Origin of the sequence: Isoptericola variabilis (assembly GCF_050311655.1) — a bacterium.
GTDB lineage: Bacteria > Actinomycetota > Actinomycetes > Actinomycetales > Cellulomonadaceae > Isoptericola > Isoptericola variabilis.
Window position 1 is genome coordinate 265,705 of record NZ_JBNOZM010000003.1, and the last position, 12,802, is coordinate 278,506.

Sequence of the window (12,802 nt, forward strand, 5' to 3'; positions counted from 1 at the left end):
CTGCGGGCCCGGGGCACCCGCGAGGAGGAGTGCCCGTGCCGCGCATCAGCGCCCCCACCGTCGTCGAGCACCGCGCGGCGCAGCAGCGGGCGCTCCTCGACGCCGCGCGCACGCTCCTCGCCGAGACGGGGCGCCCGCCGACGTTCGCGGCGCTCGCCGAGCGCTCCGGCCTCGCCCGGCCGAGCATCTACCAGTACTTCCGCTCCGCCGACGACCTCCTGCGCGCGATGGTCGAGGACGTCTTCCCCCGGTGGGCGGCGACGGTCGCGAGGGCCATGGACGACGCCGGCGACGACGCCGGTCGGGTCCTCGCCTACGCGCGGACCAACCTCGAGCTCGTGGCCGAGGGCGAGCACGCGCTCGCCACCGCCCTGGCGAGCGCCGGCCCCGCCCCCGCCGTGGCCGAGGGGATGCGAGCGATGCACGGGGAGCTCCTGAGGCCGCTGATCGACACGCTGCGCGCGCTCGAGGTGCCGCACCCCGACCGCACCGCCGAGTTGGTCAACGCCGTCGTCAACACCGCGTCGCGGATGCTCGAGTCCGGGGCCCCGTTCGACGAGGTCTGGTCCAGCGTCGAGGAGCTCCTGGCGCCGTTCGTCGCGCGGCACGGCCACGGCGGCGCCGCGACCTCCTGAGCGCCTCGGGCGTCAGGCGGCGACGCGCGCCAGGTGCGCGTCGAGCACGCCGAGCGCCCAGCCGGCGTCGTCGCCGGGCTCCTGCCGCACGACGTGCAGCGCGAGGCCGTCGACGAGCGCGTGCAGCTCACGCACCTCGACGTCGGACGGCGGGCGGCCGGTGCGGGCGGCGAGCGCGCGGGCGCACACGTCGCGGATCGCGACCTGCGCGGCGCGGTGGCCCTCGCGCAGGGCGGGGTCGGTCATGGCCGCCGTGCCGAGCGCGAGGTAGGCCTCCATCTCGGTGCGCCGCTCGGCGTCGAGCGGCAGCAGCTGCGCCAGGACGGCGCGCGGCCACCCCTCGCCGGCCTCGACCGCGTCCACCCGCTCCTGCAGGCGTTCCAGGACGAGGGCGACGGCGCGCTCGCGCACGCTCGCGACGGTGGGGAACGTGTAGCGCAGGGAGCTCTGCGGCAGGCCGGCCTCGGCGGCGACGTTGCGGACGGAGAGGGCCTCGAGGCCGTCGCGGACGAGGACGCGCCACGCGGCCTCGGACACCTGGCGGCGGCGTTCGTCACGGTCGAGCTTCTGGGGCACGCGCCCATGTTCGCACAGTCGTGCGAAGTGTGCTAGAACTGTCTTCGCACGAACGTGCGAAGAACTTCCAGCAGAGATCCCGACGGTGCACGACAGAGGGGAAGTGAGAGCCGTGGACTGGCTGATCCTCATCGCCGCCGGCGTGATGGAGGCCGTGTGGGCGACCGCGCTGGCCGCGTCGCGCGGCTTCAAGCGCCCGGTGCCGACGGTGGTGTTCGTCGTCGGCCTGGCCCTGAGCATGTGGGGGCTCGCGCACGCGATGCTCACCATCCCGGTCGGCACCGCCTACGCCGTCTGGGTGGGCATCGGCGCGGTGCTCACCGTGCTGGTCGCCATCGTGCGCGGCGACGAGCGGCTGACCGTCGCGCGCGCCCTGCTGCTGGTCGGCCTCGTCGGGTCGGTCGTCGGTCTCAAGGTGGTGAGCTGACATGAGCGCGAAGAACACGAACGGCCTGGCCTGGGGCGTGCTGCTGGCCAGCGCCGTCCTGGAGGCGGTGTGGGCCACCGCCCTGCACGCGAGCCACGGCTTCACGGTGCTCGGCGACACGATCGTGTTCGTCGTGGCCCTGTCGGCGAGCATGCTCGGCCTGGGCTACGCCGCGAAGCACATCCCCATCGGCACCGCGTACGCCATCTGGACGGGCGTCGGCGCCGCGCTGACCGTCGCGTGGGCGATGGTCACCGGCACGGAGACCGCGTCGCTGCTCAAGGCGCTGTTCCTCGTGGGCATCATCGGCTGCGCCATCGGCCTCAAGGTGGTCGGGCACGACGACGGCGCGCAGGACGGCGCCGACGACGTCAGCGCCGGTGGACCACCTGCGCCGCGGCCTGGTCGCGGGGCATGAGCAGCACCTGGTCGACGTTGACGTGCGCCGGGCGCGTGGCGATCCACGCCACTGTCTCGGCGACGTCCTCGGCCGTGAGCGGCTCGACCCCGGCGTAGACGGCGTCGGCCTTCTCCTGGTCGCCCTTGAACCGGACCAGGGAGAAGTCGGTGTGCACCATGCCGGGGTCGATCTCGCTCACCCGCACCGGCTGGCCGAGCAGCTCCAGCCGCAGCACGCGGGTCAGCGCGGCCTCGGCGTGCTTGGCCGCGTTGTAGCCGGCACCGCCCTTGTACGGCTCGCGGCCCGCGATGGAGCCGATGGTGATCACCTGGCCGTCACCGCTCGCGATCAGCCGCGGAAGCAGCGCCTTCGTGACGCGGACGGTGCCGAGCACGTTGATGTCGTACATGCGCTGCCAGTCGGCGAGGTCGGCGTCGGCCACCGACTCCGTCCCCAGCGCCCCGCCCGCGTTGTTGACGAGCAGGTCGCAGCGCCCGAGCTTCTCCTCGACGGCGGCGGCGAACGCCTCGACGGACGCGTCGTCCGTGACGTCGAGCGGCAGTGCCGTCCCGCCCGTCTCGGCGGCCACCTCCTCGAGCCGGTCCATCCGGCGGGCGCCGAGGACCACGTGGAAGCCCGCCGCCGCGAGCGCGCGGGCGCTGGCGGCGCCGATCCCGCTGCTGGCTCCGGTGACGACGGCGACGCGAGCGGTGACGGGCATGAGGACTCCTCGGGACGGTCGACGGTGCCGTCCCAGCGTAGGCGCCCAGCACCACGCCCCCGACAGCGTTGTGGGTGGGCTCGTGGCCCTGTTTCGCGACGACACAGGGCCACGAGCCCACCCACGACGACCTGCAGGGCGCGCCGGGTCAGCCGTTGAACGACGCGGGGTGGGGGCCGGTGCGGCCGTCGCGCTCGAGCCCGTCGATGGCGGCCAGCTCGGCGTCGGTGAGGTCGAAGCCGAAGACGTCGAGGTTCGCCGCGATGCGCGCGGGCGTCACGGACTTGGGGATGACGACGCGGCCCTGCTGCAGGTGCCAGCGCAGCACCACCTGGGCGGGCGTGACGCCGTGCGCGCGGGCGGCGTCGACGACGGGCGCGTCGCCCAGGACGGCGCCCTGCGCCAGCGGGCTCCACGCCTCGGTCACCGCGCCGTGGCGGACGTTCGCCGCGACGGTCTCGCGGTTCTGCAGCGCCGGGTGCAGCTCCACCTGGTTGACGACCGGGGTGCTGCCGCCGAGCGCCGCGACGCGGTCGAGGTGCTCGGGCAGGAAGTTCGAGACGCCGATCGACGTGGCGAGGCCGGCGTCGCGCAGGTCCTCCAGGCCCTGCCAGGCGTCGAGGTAGTCGTCCGTGGCGGGGGTCGGCCAGTGGATGAGGTACAGGTCGACGCGGTCGAGGCCGAGCTTCTCGAGGCTCGCCTCGAGGCCCTCGCGGGCCGCGGCACGGCCCAGCCTGTCGACCCACAGCTTGGTGGTGACGAACAGCTCGTCGCGGGCGACGTCCGACTCGGCCAGCGCGCGACCCACGCCGCGCTCGTTGCCGTAGACGGCGGCGGTGTCGATGCTGCGGTAGCCCGCCTCGAGCGCGGCGCTCACCGCGGCCGTGGTCTCGGCGTCGGGCACCTGGAAGACGCCGAAGCCGAGCTGGGGCATGGTGCGGCCGTCGGAGAGGGTGACGGTGGGGACGTTCGTGCTCAAGGGAGGTTCCTTCCGGTGGTGCGGTACTGACGTTCTGGAGATGGAGGGTCAGACGCCGGCGGGCGCGGGCTCGCGCGGGGCGTCACTCCCGGCGACGCGCGGCCGGGCGAGCTCGCCGCCGCGGGTGCGCACGGCGACCAGCAGGACGCCGAGCCCGACGACCGTGACGGCCGCGCCGACCCACAGCGGCGACGTGTAGCCGAGGCCCGCGGCGAGGGCGAGGCCCGCGGCCCAGGCACCGAAGGCGTTGCCGACGTTGAAGGCGGCGATGTTGGCGCCGGAGCCGAGGGTCGGAGCAGCCTCGGCGTACTGCATGATGCGGGCCTGGAGGCCGGGCACGGTGGCGAAGCCGAAGCCGCCCATGAGGAGCAGCGCCACGACGGTCGCGACCTTGCTCTGCGCGGTGAGCGCGAAGACCACGAGCACGACGGCGAGCGCGGAGATGATCACGGTCAGCGCCCTGACGAGGTTCTTGTCGGCGGCGCGACCGCCCAGCACGTTGCCCGCGAACAGCCCGACGCCGAAGACGACGAGCAGCCACGGGACGGCGGCGCTGCTGAAGCCGCTCACCTCGGTGAGCGTGAACGCGATGTAGCTGAACGCGCCGAACATGCCGCCGTAGCCCAGCACGGTGACGGCCATGGAGAGCCACACCTGGCGGTCGCGGAAGATGCGGAACTCCGACAGCACGGAGCCGGTGGAGCGGTGCTCGGTGCGCGGCACGAGCACGGCGATGCCGGCCAGGCCGATCACGCCGATCACGGTGATGGCCCAGAACGTCGCCCGCCAGCCGGCCGCCTGGCCGAGGAAGGTGCCGAGCGGCACGCCCGCCACGTTCGCGATGGTGAGCCCGGCGAACATCACGGAGATGGCGGCGGCGCGGCGGTTCGCGGGCACGAGGTCGGCCGCGACGACCGCGCCGATGCCGAAGAACGCGCCGTGGCACAGGGCCGCGACGACCCGTCCGACCATCGTCATCCCGTACGTGGGCGCGACGGCGGACAGCAGGTTGCCCGCGATGAACAGGACCATGAGCAGCATCAGCGCCCGCTTGCGCAGCACCCGCGAGAGGGCGGCGGTCAGGGCGATGCCGCCGACGGCGACGGACAGGGCGTAGCCGGAGATGAGGTAGCCGGCTACCGTCTCGGTGACGCCGAAGTCGGCGGCCACCTCCGGCAGCAGGCCCATGATGACGAACTCGGTGAGTCCGATGCCGAAGCCCCCGAGGGCGAGGGCGTACAGCGCGGCAGGCATCGAGGCCTCCAGGATCGGGGAACGGGAACGTTGCGTGCGCAGTAGTTGCAGACGCAACGTTCTAGATAGTTGCACGCGCGCGCTATCCGCGCAAGGCGCTATGCTGTGACCCAGACGACGGGCCGCCACGGGCCCGATGACGAGGCCCGGCGACGAGGCCTGCGAGGAGGCGCTGACATGGGAATCGCCGACGACGCCGTCGAGATCCGCGCGCGCGGCTGGCGCACGCTCGCCGCGCTGCACGGGCTGATCGAGACGGACCTGGAGCGCGCGCTGCAGAAGGAGCACCAGCTCTCCGTGGTGGAGTTCACCGTGCTCGACGCCCTGAGCCGCCAGGACGGGTGGCACATGCGCATGCAGCAGCTCGCGCGCGCCGCCGCGCTCTCCAGCAGCGCCACGACCCGTCTCGTCACCCGGCTCGAGGACCGCGGGCTGCTCACGCGCATCCTCTGCGCCGACGACCGCCGCGGCATCTACACCGAGCTCACGCCCGCCGGCCGCAAGCTCCTGGAGAAGGCCCGGCCCACGCACGACCGCGCCCTCGAGGACGCCCTCACCCGCGCCGAGGACATCCCCGAGATCGCCCCGCTCGCGTCGTCGCTGCACGAGGTCGCCGCGGTCTGACGCGACCCGGTCAGTCGACGACCTCCGCGCCGCGCGAGATGCCCGCCGTGGCGAGCAGGTCCTCGTGCAGCTCCATCCACACCCCGTGCACGGACGCCGCGCCCAGGCCGGCCACGCGCGCGCCGTCCCCGACCCGTGCCGCGGCCAGGGCGTCGTCGAGCCGCCGGTCGTAGCCCGCGAAGCGGGCGAGCTCGCCCGCGAGACCGGCGAGCACCGGGCGCACGCCGTCGACGACGGCGGCGAGTTCGTCGAGCACGCGGCCGTCCCACGACGCGTCCCGGTGGTCGTTGACGTCCAGCCGGCCGCCGGCCCCGGGGCGCAGCTGCCAGTCGGTGCACGCCCGGAGCAGCCGGGCGTTCAGCGGGCCGAACGCGGCGACCGCCTCGCGCACGACGGCGGCGGCGCGGCCGGTCGGGTCGCTGGCCAGCTCGGCGGCGAGGCGGCGCTCGCCCTCGGTCCGGCCCCGCTCGGTGAGGGTCCAGCCGCCCGTGCCGGCGAACTCCGCCCAGGTCACGTGGCCGAACGCCTCGAGGTCGAGCAGGTGCTCGCGGGCGGCCTCGACGGCGACGCCCGACCGCTCGGCGACGGCCGCGTCGTCCGCCGTCCCGCGCACGCGGACGGCGTGCAGCACGAGGAACTCGGGCTCGGACGCGCGGCTCACGGCGCCTCCCCCGCTCCCCCGGACCGTGCGACGAGCCGGTCGAGCCGCTGCTGCACCGCCTGCGGGGAGCCGAGGCCCAGCGCGGACGCCATCCGTCCCCACGTGTGCCCGGCGGCGCGGGCGGAGAACAGCGCGGCGGTCTCGAGCTGCGCCGCCTCCGCGCGTGCCGCGGGCACGAGCGCGAGCGCGGCGAGCGCCCCCGCGGCGTCCTGCTCCGGTGTGAGCTCCCCGCGCGCGGACCGCCACAGGTAGTGGCGCACGAGGTCGGTCGCCGACGGCGGCACGGACGCCGGCTGCCAGGGTCGCGGCGCGAGCGCGTCGGCGCCCAGGTCGAGCAGCACGCGGCGGGCGCGGGCCTCGTCGGTGGCGGCGCCTTGATCCGCGGCGTGGTCGGCGGCGGGGGGCTTGCGTTCCATCCCGCGACCGTGCACCATCAACGGACCGTTGTCAACGCGATGTTGAACTCGCGGCCGACGACGGCACACGAGGACGACGCACGACGACGCACGACGACGGAGGTGGGCGGTGCCCGACACGGTCCCGCTGGACGACGCGGCCCCCGAGCACGGCGGCAAGGCCGCCGCCCTGGGGGCGCTGCGCCGCGCCGGGCTGCCCGTGCCGGACGGCTTCGTCGTCCCGGCCACCCTCCCGGGGCCGGAGCTGGCCGGAGCCGTCGCGGCGGGCCTCGGCCGGCTCGGCACGTCCGGGGCCGTGGCGGTGCGCTCGTCGGCGGCGGACGAGGACGGCGCCCGGGCGTCGGCGGCCGGGCAGTACGACACGGTGCTCGGCGCGGTCGGCACGGACCGCGTCGTCGCAGCGGTCGCGACGTGTCGGGCGTCGGCGGCCGGGCCGCGGGCCACGGCCTACCGGGCGGCGACGTCCGGCACCGGCCGCCACGACGGCCCCGCCGACGTCGCCGTCGTCGTGCAGCGGCTGGTCGACGCGCGCGCCGCGGGCGTGCTGTTCACGGGCCCACCCACAGGAACGGCGCACACCGTCGTCGAGGCGTCGTGGGGGCTGGGCGAGAGCGTGGTGCAGGGCGCCGTCGACCCCGACCGCTGGACCGTCGCGCTCGGCTCTGTCGACGGCGGCCGCATCACCGACCGCCGCACCGGCGGCAAGCGCACCCGCGTGGACCGCTCCCCCGGCGGCACCGCCGTCCGCGACGTCCCGGCCGCGGACCGCGACCGCCCCTGCCTCGACGACGACACCGTGCTGCGCCTCGCCGACCTCGGGCAGCGGGTCGCGGACGTGCGCGGCGGGCCGCAGGACGTCGAGTGGGCGGTGGACGACGCCGGCACCCTCTGGCTCCTCCAGGCCCGCCCCGTCACGGCGGCCCTCCCCGCCTCGCCCGCAGAACGTGGTGAGCGCAACGACGGCGGGGTGCTGCGGGGCGCGGGCGCGAGCGGTGGCCGGGCGAGCGGGCCGGCGCGGGTGGTGCGCGGGCCGGACGACTTCGCCGCCGTCCGCCCGGGCGACGTCCTCGTGTGCCGCGAGACGGACCCGGCGTGGACGCCGCTGTTCGGCGTCGTCGCCGCCGTCGTCACCGAGACGGGCGGGCTGCTGTCGCACGCGGCGATCGTCGCACGCGAGCTGCGCCTGCCGGCCGTGCTCGGCGTGCCCGCCGCGACCGCGGCCCTGCGCGACGCGGGGACGGTGACGGTCGACGGCGACGCGGGCACCGTCGTGACCGCCTGACCTGGGCACGGGCTGGACACCCCGTGGACGTCCCCGCCCGGTCGTGGAACCATCCGGCCATGACGACGACGGCGCCGCGCGCGCCCCGGCCGACCCTCGACGGCGCGCTCGGCCCGTTCACCGACGACCGCCCCTGCGCGGCCTGGGGGCTGCGGGTGCTGGCGACGCTGCTCGACTCCGCGCTCGTGGCGACGGTGGTCTTCGTCGCCACGGGCGCCTCGCCGACCCTCGCCTCGCTGCCGGGCCTGGGCAAGCCCGGCGGGGCGGGCGGCGCGGCCTGGACGGCAGGCACGCTGCTGGTGCTCGGCGTCCTCCAGGCGTACACGGGCATGACGCCGGGCAAGCGGGTGGCGCACGTCGCGGTGGTCGACGACCGCACCGGCCGGCCGATCGGACTGCCCGGCACCGTGCTGCGCTGGTTCGCGCACGTGCTCGACGCGATCCTGCTGATCGGCTACCTGCGGTCCGCGTTCCGCACGGACGGCCGCACCTTCGCCGACTCCCTGCTCGGCACCGTCGCCGTCCGCACCACGGCGCCGCCCCCGCACCCGCTCGTCGCGCGCCTCCGCCGTGCCCGTGACGCCCGTGCGCCGTGGTTGCGCTGGCCGCGGCAGGTCACCTCCGGCGTCGCGCTCGTGCTGTGCGCGGCGGCAGCCGCGGCGAGCGTCACCTCGAGCAGCGGCGGCTCCTTCCAGACCTCCGAGGCCGAGACGACCTGCGCCGGCAGGGGCGAGATGTCGGCGACGGCGAGGATCGGCACCTCACGGGAGACGCAGTGGGACTCGCGGTGGGGGATCTCGCACATCACCCGGCAGCACTGGCAGGTCGGGTCCGCCTGGACCGTGGGCGAGGAAGGCGACCCTGGGGCCGATCCGGACGCCGCCGCGGCCACCGCCCGACTGACGGTTCGCGGCCCGGACGGCCTGAGCTACTTCGCTGAACAGGCCACGCCCGGCGGCCCTTCCGAGGACGTCGGTGAGGGCAGCGACCTGTGGTGGTCGGAGGACGGGACGGTCGCCGAAGCCGTGGTCGACGTGCCGGAGGACGTGAGCGGCTGGACCGTCCACGCGGTCCTCGTCGACGGGCGCGGGAGCGTCCTCGCCGAGTGCACCGCCCCCGCGCCCGGAGTCGACGCCGACCCGTACCCGTCGTGACTCGCCGCGGCCGGTTCATGGGCGCGCTGCCGGCCGACCCTCAGAACCGGAACGTCGTCTGGCCGTGCGGCGCCTTGGCGAACGCGAGCACCTTGTCGACCACGACGCGGTAGACGAGCGCGCGCTCGCCGTGCGGGTCGAAGGACTCGTCGTCGTTCTCGAAGTCCCAGGCGTCGCGGTACTTGGCGCGGAAGCCGTCGGCGAGCCGGCGCAGCTCCGGTCCGCCGGTCGCGCGCACGACGACGCCCTCCACCACGACGTCGAGGCCGGCGTCCCACTCGGGGGACCCGATCGTCACGGCGACGTGCGGGCTGTGGGCGAGGTTGTGCGCCTTCTGCTCGCCGGGGCCGGTGCAGAAGACGAAGCCGTCGTCCGCCCACAGCCCGACGAGCGGGGTGACGTGCGGACGGCCGTCCGCCCGCACGGTGACGAGCTGGTACGAGGGGGCGGCCGCGAGCGCGGCCTCCACCTCCGCCCACGGGGTGGGAGCGGTGGCCACGCCGAAGCGGGCGTCGAGGGTGCCGGTGCGTGTCATGACAGGACAGACCCGCCGGGCCGACGGAACTCGTCGGCCCGGCGGGTCCGGGATCCTCGGCGGCGGCTCAGCGGCTGTGCGCCGCGATGTCGCCCATCGTCGTGGTGGCGCGGATCGCCACCTGGACGTCGCCGCCGCTGTTCGTGATCGCGTTGCTGACGCGGCCGAGCGTCGTGCCGGCGTCGAGCGACGCCGTGACGCCCGACGCGACGCCCACGGTGATGTCGCCGGCCTGGGTGCGCAGCTCGAGCGCGCCCTGCACGGCCTCGTCCACGCGGAGGTCACCCTTCGCGGTGCTGAGCGTGCCGTCGCCGGTGAGGCGGCCGACGGTGACGTCGCCGGCCTGCGTGGCGAGGCGCGCGCTCGCCGCCTCGTCGAGCTTGATGTCGCCGTGCGCCGTCTCGACGACGACGGCGCCGAGGCGCCCGACGCCGCGCAGCGGGGCGCTCGCGGCCGTGACCTCGACGGCGGAGCCGGCGGGAAGCTGGACGCTGACGTCGACCGAGCCGGAGGGACCGAAGGCACGGTGCCCGTCGGGGGCGGTGACGCGCAGGACGCCGTCGGCGAACGCGACGGTGGTCTGCTCGGCGGCCTCGACGTCGCGGCGCTTCGAGGCGTCGGCGGGCCGCACCTCGACGGTGGTGTCGGCCCGGTCGGCGGCGACGAACGTGAGGCGGCCGGCCGGGACGTCGACGACGGCGGAGACGGGGGCGGGGGTGGCGAAGTTCTGCATCGTGCTCAGCTCCTGCGATGGTCGGTGCGGTGACTTTCTGACATACGAAACGCTACGTTGCGTTCGCAAGTTGGGCAAGAGCAGTGTTGCACCAGAAGGATGTCATCGCAGGTCAGAGCGCACATATCGTTGCATCGAGCCTGAACGTCAACGCAATCTCCGCCGAGGGTCGTTGCATCCGCCCGGAAGTGAACGTAACGTGGGCGCGGCCCGACCCGCGGGCCTCGACCCCAGGAGGACGCCCATGCCGGGAGGCCGGCTCACCGCCCAGGAGCGCCAGCAGATCGCGCTGGGCCTCGCGGACGACCTCGCGTACGCCGAGATCGCCCGCCGGCTCGACCGCCCGACGTCGACGATCACGCGCGAGGTGATGCGCAACGGCGGCCCGGGCGGCTACCGCGCCGACCTCGCGCAGCGCGCCACCCAGCAGCGTGCGCACCGCCGTCGACCCGCCACGCCGCGCACGTCCTCAGCCGCCGCGGCCGCGCCCGACGACACGGCCCTGCGGGAGTACGAGGAGACGTTCACGACGCTGCTCATGCAGTCCGGCCTCCCCCGTATGGCCGCGGCCGTGCTCACGCGGCTGTACGTGGCGGACTCGGGCAGCCTCACCGCGGCGGAGCTGGTCGAGAGGCTGCAGGTGAGCCCGGCGTCGGTGTCCAAGGCGGTCGCGCTGCTGGAGAACCTGGGGCTGGTCCGCCGCGAGCGCGAGGACGGCCGCCGCGAGCGCTACGCCGCCGACGGCGACGCCTGGTACCAGTCGATGATCGCCGCCGCGCGCTCCAACGCCGCCCTCGCCGCCACCGCCCGGCAGGGGGTCGACGTCCTGGGCCGTGACTCGGCCGCGGGCGCCCGCCTGGAGAACATGGCGCGCTTCATCGACTTCGTCGCCGACAGCATCACGCGCGCGGCCGAGCAGGCCCGCGACCTGCTCCACACCGGCCCGGCACCGGCATCCCCGCCCGACGACGCGCCGGAGGCCTGAGAGCGTCAGCCCGGGTCGCGCTCCACCCACCGGTCGACGCCCCACAGCACGGCGAGCGCGAGCCCGGGATCGGTGCCGTCGGCGACGTCCAGCGTGTAGGTGTCGCGGACGGTCACCCACTTCTGCGTGATCACGGCGACCGGGGCACCGCCCGCGGTGACCGTGTACTCCTTCTCGACGAGGTTGCCCCGGAGCTCCCACGCGGGACCGCCGGGCACGGTGAGCGTCATCGCCGAGCGGATCGGCGAGAAGAGCTTGCCGTTCAGCTCCGCGACCTCGGTGCCCGCCGCGTCGGTGATCGTCATCCGCTTCGGGAGGTTGATGACGCGGCCGCGCACGCGGTACAGCACGGCGCCCGCGGCGTCGAGCACGTCGGCGCGCTCGCGCGGCCCGACCTTGCCGTCGACGACGAACGCATCGGCGCCCGCGAGATCCGTGACGGTGAAGTCGCGGCCCATCGAGACGAGCTTCGCCTTCACGACGTAGCGCGACCAGCCGGCCGGGGGCGGAGGGAGAGCCATGCGGCCCAGGATGCCCTACTTGATCGCGCCCATCGACAGGCCGCGCACGAGCTGCTTCTGCGCGATCCAGCCGGCGAGGATCACCGGCAGCGACGCGAGCAGGGCCGCGGCGCACAGCCGCGCGAGGAACAGGCCCTCGCTCGTCATCGTCGAGACGATGAAGATCGGCACGGTGGCGGCACGCGACGCCGTGAGGTTGAGCGCGAAGAAGAACTCGTTCCACGCGAAGATCACGCAGATGAGCGCCGTCGCGGCGATGCCGGGCGCCACCATGGGGATGAGCACGGAGCGCAGCGTCTTCATCAGCCCCGCGCCGTCGACGGCGGCGGCCTCGAGCACCTCCGCCGGGATCTCCTGGAAGAACGACCGCATCATCCACACCGCGATCGGCAGGTTCATCGCCGTGTACAGCACGACCAGGGTCCAGATGTTGTCGAGCACCTTGAGCTGGCCCGCGATGACGTAGATCGGCACGATGACGGCGACGACCGGCAGCATCTTGGTGGAGATGAAGAAGAACAGCACGTCGCTGACCTTCTCCACCGGCCGGATCGACAGCGCGTACGCGGCGGGGATGCCGAGCAGCAGCACGAGGACGGTCGAGACGCCGGTCGCGATCGCCGAGTTGGCGACGTACGACCCGGACTCCCCGATCACCGCCCGGAACTGGTCGAGCGTCGGGCTGAAGAACCACGTGGGAGGGTCGGACGACGCCTGGTTCTCCTGCTTGAAGGCCGTCATCGCCATCCACGCGACGGGGAAGAAGAACCCGAGCGCGAGGATCCAGGTGAGGGCCGTGAGCAGGCCGCCACCGGCGCCGCCACGCCGCGGGCGCCGCAGCGGCGGGGGCGACGACGGCGCGGCGGGCGTGCGCGAGGCCGTGGTGGTGGCGGTCATGC

The 12,802-nt window shown here is 74.9% G+C and carries 17 protein-coding genes; 7 read left to right on the forward strand and 10 right to left on the reverse strand.

Features of this window, described 5'->3' with window-relative positions:
• Positions 1-35: 35 nt before the first annotated feature.
• Positions 36-635 carry a TetR/AcrR family transcriptional regulator gene (locus ACQP60_RS08385; RefSeq protein ID WP_429730620.1) on the forward strand — a complete coding sequence of 200 codons (600 nt, stop codon included), beginning with the start codon at positions 36-38 and terminating at the stop codon, positions 633-635.
• A 12-nt stretch (positions 636-647) separates the two neighbouring features.
• On the opposite strand, the gene ACQP60_RS08390 is transcribed toward ACQP60_RS08385, so the two are convergent.
• Positions 648-1,211 carry a TetR/AcrR family transcriptional regulator gene (locus ACQP60_RS08390; protein WP_429730623.1) on the reverse strand — a complete coding sequence of 188 codons (564 nt, stop codon included), beginning with the start codon at positions 1,209-1,211 and terminating at the stop codon, positions 648-650.
• 112 nt (positions 1,212-1,323) lie between these two features.
• Here ACQP60_RS08390 and ACQP60_RS08395 point away from each other — a divergent pair, with 112 nt between their 5' ends.
• Positions 1,324-1,638 carry a DMT family transporter gene (locus ACQP60_RS08395; RefSeq protein ID WP_429730626.1) on the forward strand — a complete coding sequence of 105 codons (315 nt, stop codon included), beginning with the start codon at positions 1,324-1,326 and terminating at the stop codon, positions 1,636-1,638.
• A 1-nt stretch (position 1,639) separates the two neighbouring features.
• The gene (locus ACQP60_RS08400; protein ID WP_429730628.1) at positions 1,640-2,056 is read left to right on the forward strand and encodes a DMT family transporter; all 417 of its coding nucleotides are present in this window, start codon (positions 1,640-1,642) and stop codon (positions 2,054-2,056) included.
• On the opposite strand, the gene ACQP60_RS08405 is transcribed toward ACQP60_RS08400, so the two are convergent.
• From ACQP60_RS08405 to ACQP60_RS08415, 3 genes are all read right to left on the reverse strand, one after another.
• Complete coding sequence (locus ACQP60_RS08405) at positions 2,010-2,759, reverse strand: SDR family NAD(P)-dependent oxidoreductase (RefSeq protein ID WP_429730630.1); 750 nt, start codon at positions 2,757-2,759, stop codon at positions 2,010-2,012. The genes ACQP60_RS08400 and ACQP60_RS08405 overlap by 47 nt on opposite strands.
• Before the next feature lie 148 nt (positions 2,760-2,907).
• Positions 2,908-3,738 carry an aldo/keto reductase gene (locus ACQP60_RS08410; protein WP_429730632.1) on the reverse strand — a complete coding sequence of 277 codons (831 nt, stop codon included), beginning with the start codon at positions 3,736-3,738 and terminating at the stop codon, positions 2,908-2,910.
• Between the two features lie 48 nt (positions 3,739-3,786).
• Complete coding sequence (locus ACQP60_RS08415) at positions 3,787-4,992, reverse strand: MFS transporter (protein WP_429730635.1); 1,206 nt, start codon at positions 4,990-4,992, stop codon at positions 3,787-3,789.
• Between the two features lie 177 nt (positions 4,993-5,169).
• Here ACQP60_RS08415 and ACQP60_RS08420 point away from each other — a divergent pair, with 177 nt between their 5' ends.
• The gene (locus ACQP60_RS08420) at positions 5,170-5,616 is read left to right on the forward strand and encodes a MarR family winged helix-turn-helix transcriptional regulator (RefSeq protein WP_429730638.1); all 447 of its coding nucleotides are present in this window, start codon (positions 5,170-5,172) and stop codon (positions 5,614-5,616) included.
• 10 nt (positions 5,617-5,626) lie between these two features.
• Here the strand turns inward: ACQP60_RS08420 and ACQP60_RS08425 are convergent, their stop codons facing one another.
• Together ACQP60_RS08425 and ACQP60_RS08430 are read right to left on the reverse strand one after the other, a co-directional pair.
• Positions 5,627-6,277, reverse strand: a complete 651-nt coding sequence (locus ACQP60_RS08425; protein WP_429730641.1) for a helix-turn-helix domain-containing protein — start codon at positions 6,275-6,277, stop codon at positions 5,627-5,629.
• Positions 6,274-6,693 carry a DNA-binding protein gene (locus ACQP60_RS08430; protein ID WP_429730643.1) on the reverse strand — a complete coding sequence of 140 codons (420 nt, stop codon included), beginning with the start codon at positions 6,691-6,693 and terminating at the stop codon, positions 6,274-6,276. Before ACQP60_RS08430 ends, ACQP60_RS08425 begins: the two co-directional genes overlap by 4 nt.
• Before the next feature lie 109 nt (positions 6,694-6,802).
• On the opposite strand from ACQP60_RS08430, the gene ACQP60_RS08435 reads away from it, so the two are divergent.
• Both ACQP60_RS08435 and ACQP60_RS08440 read left to right on the forward strand, forming a co-directional pair.
• Positions 6,803-7,975 (forward strand): PEP/pyruvate-binding domain-containing protein, encoded by a 1,173-nt coding sequence (locus ACQP60_RS08435; protein WP_429730646.1) that lies wholly within the window; start codon positions 6,803-6,805, stop codon positions 7,973-7,975.
• Between the two features lie 59 nt (positions 7,976-8,034).
• Positions 8,035-9,129: an RDD family protein gene (locus ACQP60_RS08440; protein WP_429730649.1), complete on the forward strand. Its 1,095-nt coding sequence runs from the start codon at positions 8,035-8,037 to the stop codon at positions 9,127-9,129.
• Between the two features lie 40 nt (positions 9,130-9,169).
• Here ACQP60_RS08440 and ACQP60_RS08445 read toward each other — a convergent pair whose 3' ends face one another.
• Entirely contained in the window at positions 9,170-9,664 is a 495-nt protein-coding gene (locus tag ACQP60_RS08445; protein WP_429730652.1) for a pyridoxamine 5'-phosphate oxidase family protein, read from the reverse strand.
• A gap of 67 nt (positions 9,665-9,731) precedes the next feature.
• Complete coding sequence (locus tag ACQP60_RS08450; RefSeq protein ID WP_429730655.1) at positions 9,732-10,397, reverse strand: DUF4097 family beta strand repeat-containing protein; 666 nt, start codon at positions 10,395-10,397, stop codon at positions 9,732-9,734.
• 244 nt (positions 10,398-10,641) lie between these two features.
• Here ACQP60_RS08450 and ACQP60_RS08455 point away from each other — a divergent pair, with 244 nt between their 5' ends.
• On the forward strand, positions 10,642-11,382 hold the full coding sequence (locus ACQP60_RS08455; protein ID WP_429730658.1) for a MarR family transcriptional regulator: 741 nt from the start codon (positions 10,642-10,644) through the stop codon (positions 11,380-11,382).
• Positions 11,383-11,387: 5 nt separating this feature from the next.
• Here the strand turns inward: ACQP60_RS08455 and ACQP60_RS08460 are convergent, their stop codons facing one another.
• Together ACQP60_RS08460 and ACQP60_RS08465 are read right to left on the reverse strand one after the other, a co-directional pair.
• Positions 11,388-11,903 (reverse strand): LURP-one-related/scramblase family protein, encoded by a 516-nt coding sequence (locus ACQP60_RS08460; RefSeq protein ID WP_429730661.1) that lies wholly within the window; start codon positions 11,901-11,903, stop codon positions 11,388-11,390.
• A 15-nt stretch (positions 11,904-11,918) separates the two neighbouring features.
• Entirely contained in the window at positions 11,919-12,800 is an 882-nt protein-coding gene (locus tag ACQP60_RS08465) for a carbohydrate ABC transporter permease (RefSeq protein ID WP_429730664.1), read from the reverse strand.
• Between the last annotated feature and the right edge of the window lie 2 nt (positions 12,801-12,802).

What these genes read in the sequence shown, in the direction of transcription:
- ACQP60_RS08440 (WP_429730649.1), top strand. Translation starts at nt 8,035, where the DNA reads ATGACGACGACGGCGCCGCGCGCGCCCCGGCCGACCCTCGACGGCGCG.
- ACQP60_RS08445 (WP_429730652.1), bottom strand. Translation starts at nt 9,664, where the DNA reads ATGACACGCACCGGCACCCTCGACGCCCGCTTCGGCGTGGCCACCGCT.
- ACQP60_RS08430 (WP_429730643.1), bottom strand. Translation starts at nt 6,693, where the DNA reads ATGGAACGCAAGCCCCCCGCCGCCGACCACGCCGCGGATCAAGGCGCC.
- ACQP60_RS08415 (WP_429730635.1), bottom strand. Translation starts at nt 4,992, where the DNA reads ATGCCTGCCGCGCTGTACGCCCTCGCCCTCGGGGGCTTCGGCATCGGA.
- ACQP60_RS08450 (WP_429730655.1), bottom strand. Translation starts at nt 10,397, where the DNA reads ATGCAGAACTTCGCCACCCCCGCCCCCGTCTCCGCCGTCGTCGACGTC.
- ACQP60_RS08465 (WP_429730664.1), bottom strand. Translation starts at nt 12,800, where the DNA reads ATGACCGCCACCACCACGGCCTCGCGCACGCCCGCCGCGCCGTCGTCG.
- ACQP60_RS08400 (WP_429730628.1), top strand. Translation starts at nt 1,640, where the DNA reads ATGAGCGCGAAGAACACGAACGGCCTGGCCTGGGGCGTGCTGCTGGCC.
- ACQP60_RS08405 (WP_429730630.1), bottom strand. Translation starts at nt 2,759, where the DNA reads ATGCCCGTCACCGCTCGCGTCGCCGTCGTCACCGGAGCCAGCAGCGGG.
- ACQP60_RS08455 (WP_429730658.1), top strand. Translation starts at nt 10,642, where the DNA reads ATGCCGGGAGGCCGGCTCACCGCCCAGGAGCGCCAGCAGATCGCGCTG.
- ACQP60_RS08460 (WP_429730661.1), bottom strand. Translation starts at nt 11,903, where the DNA reads ATGGCTCTCCCTCCGCCCCCGGCCGGCTGGTCGCGCTACGTCGTGAAG.
- ACQP60_RS08420 (WP_429730638.1), top strand. Translation starts at nt 5,170, where the DNA reads ATGGGAATCGCCGACGACGCCGTCGAGATCCGCGCGCGCGGCTGGCGC.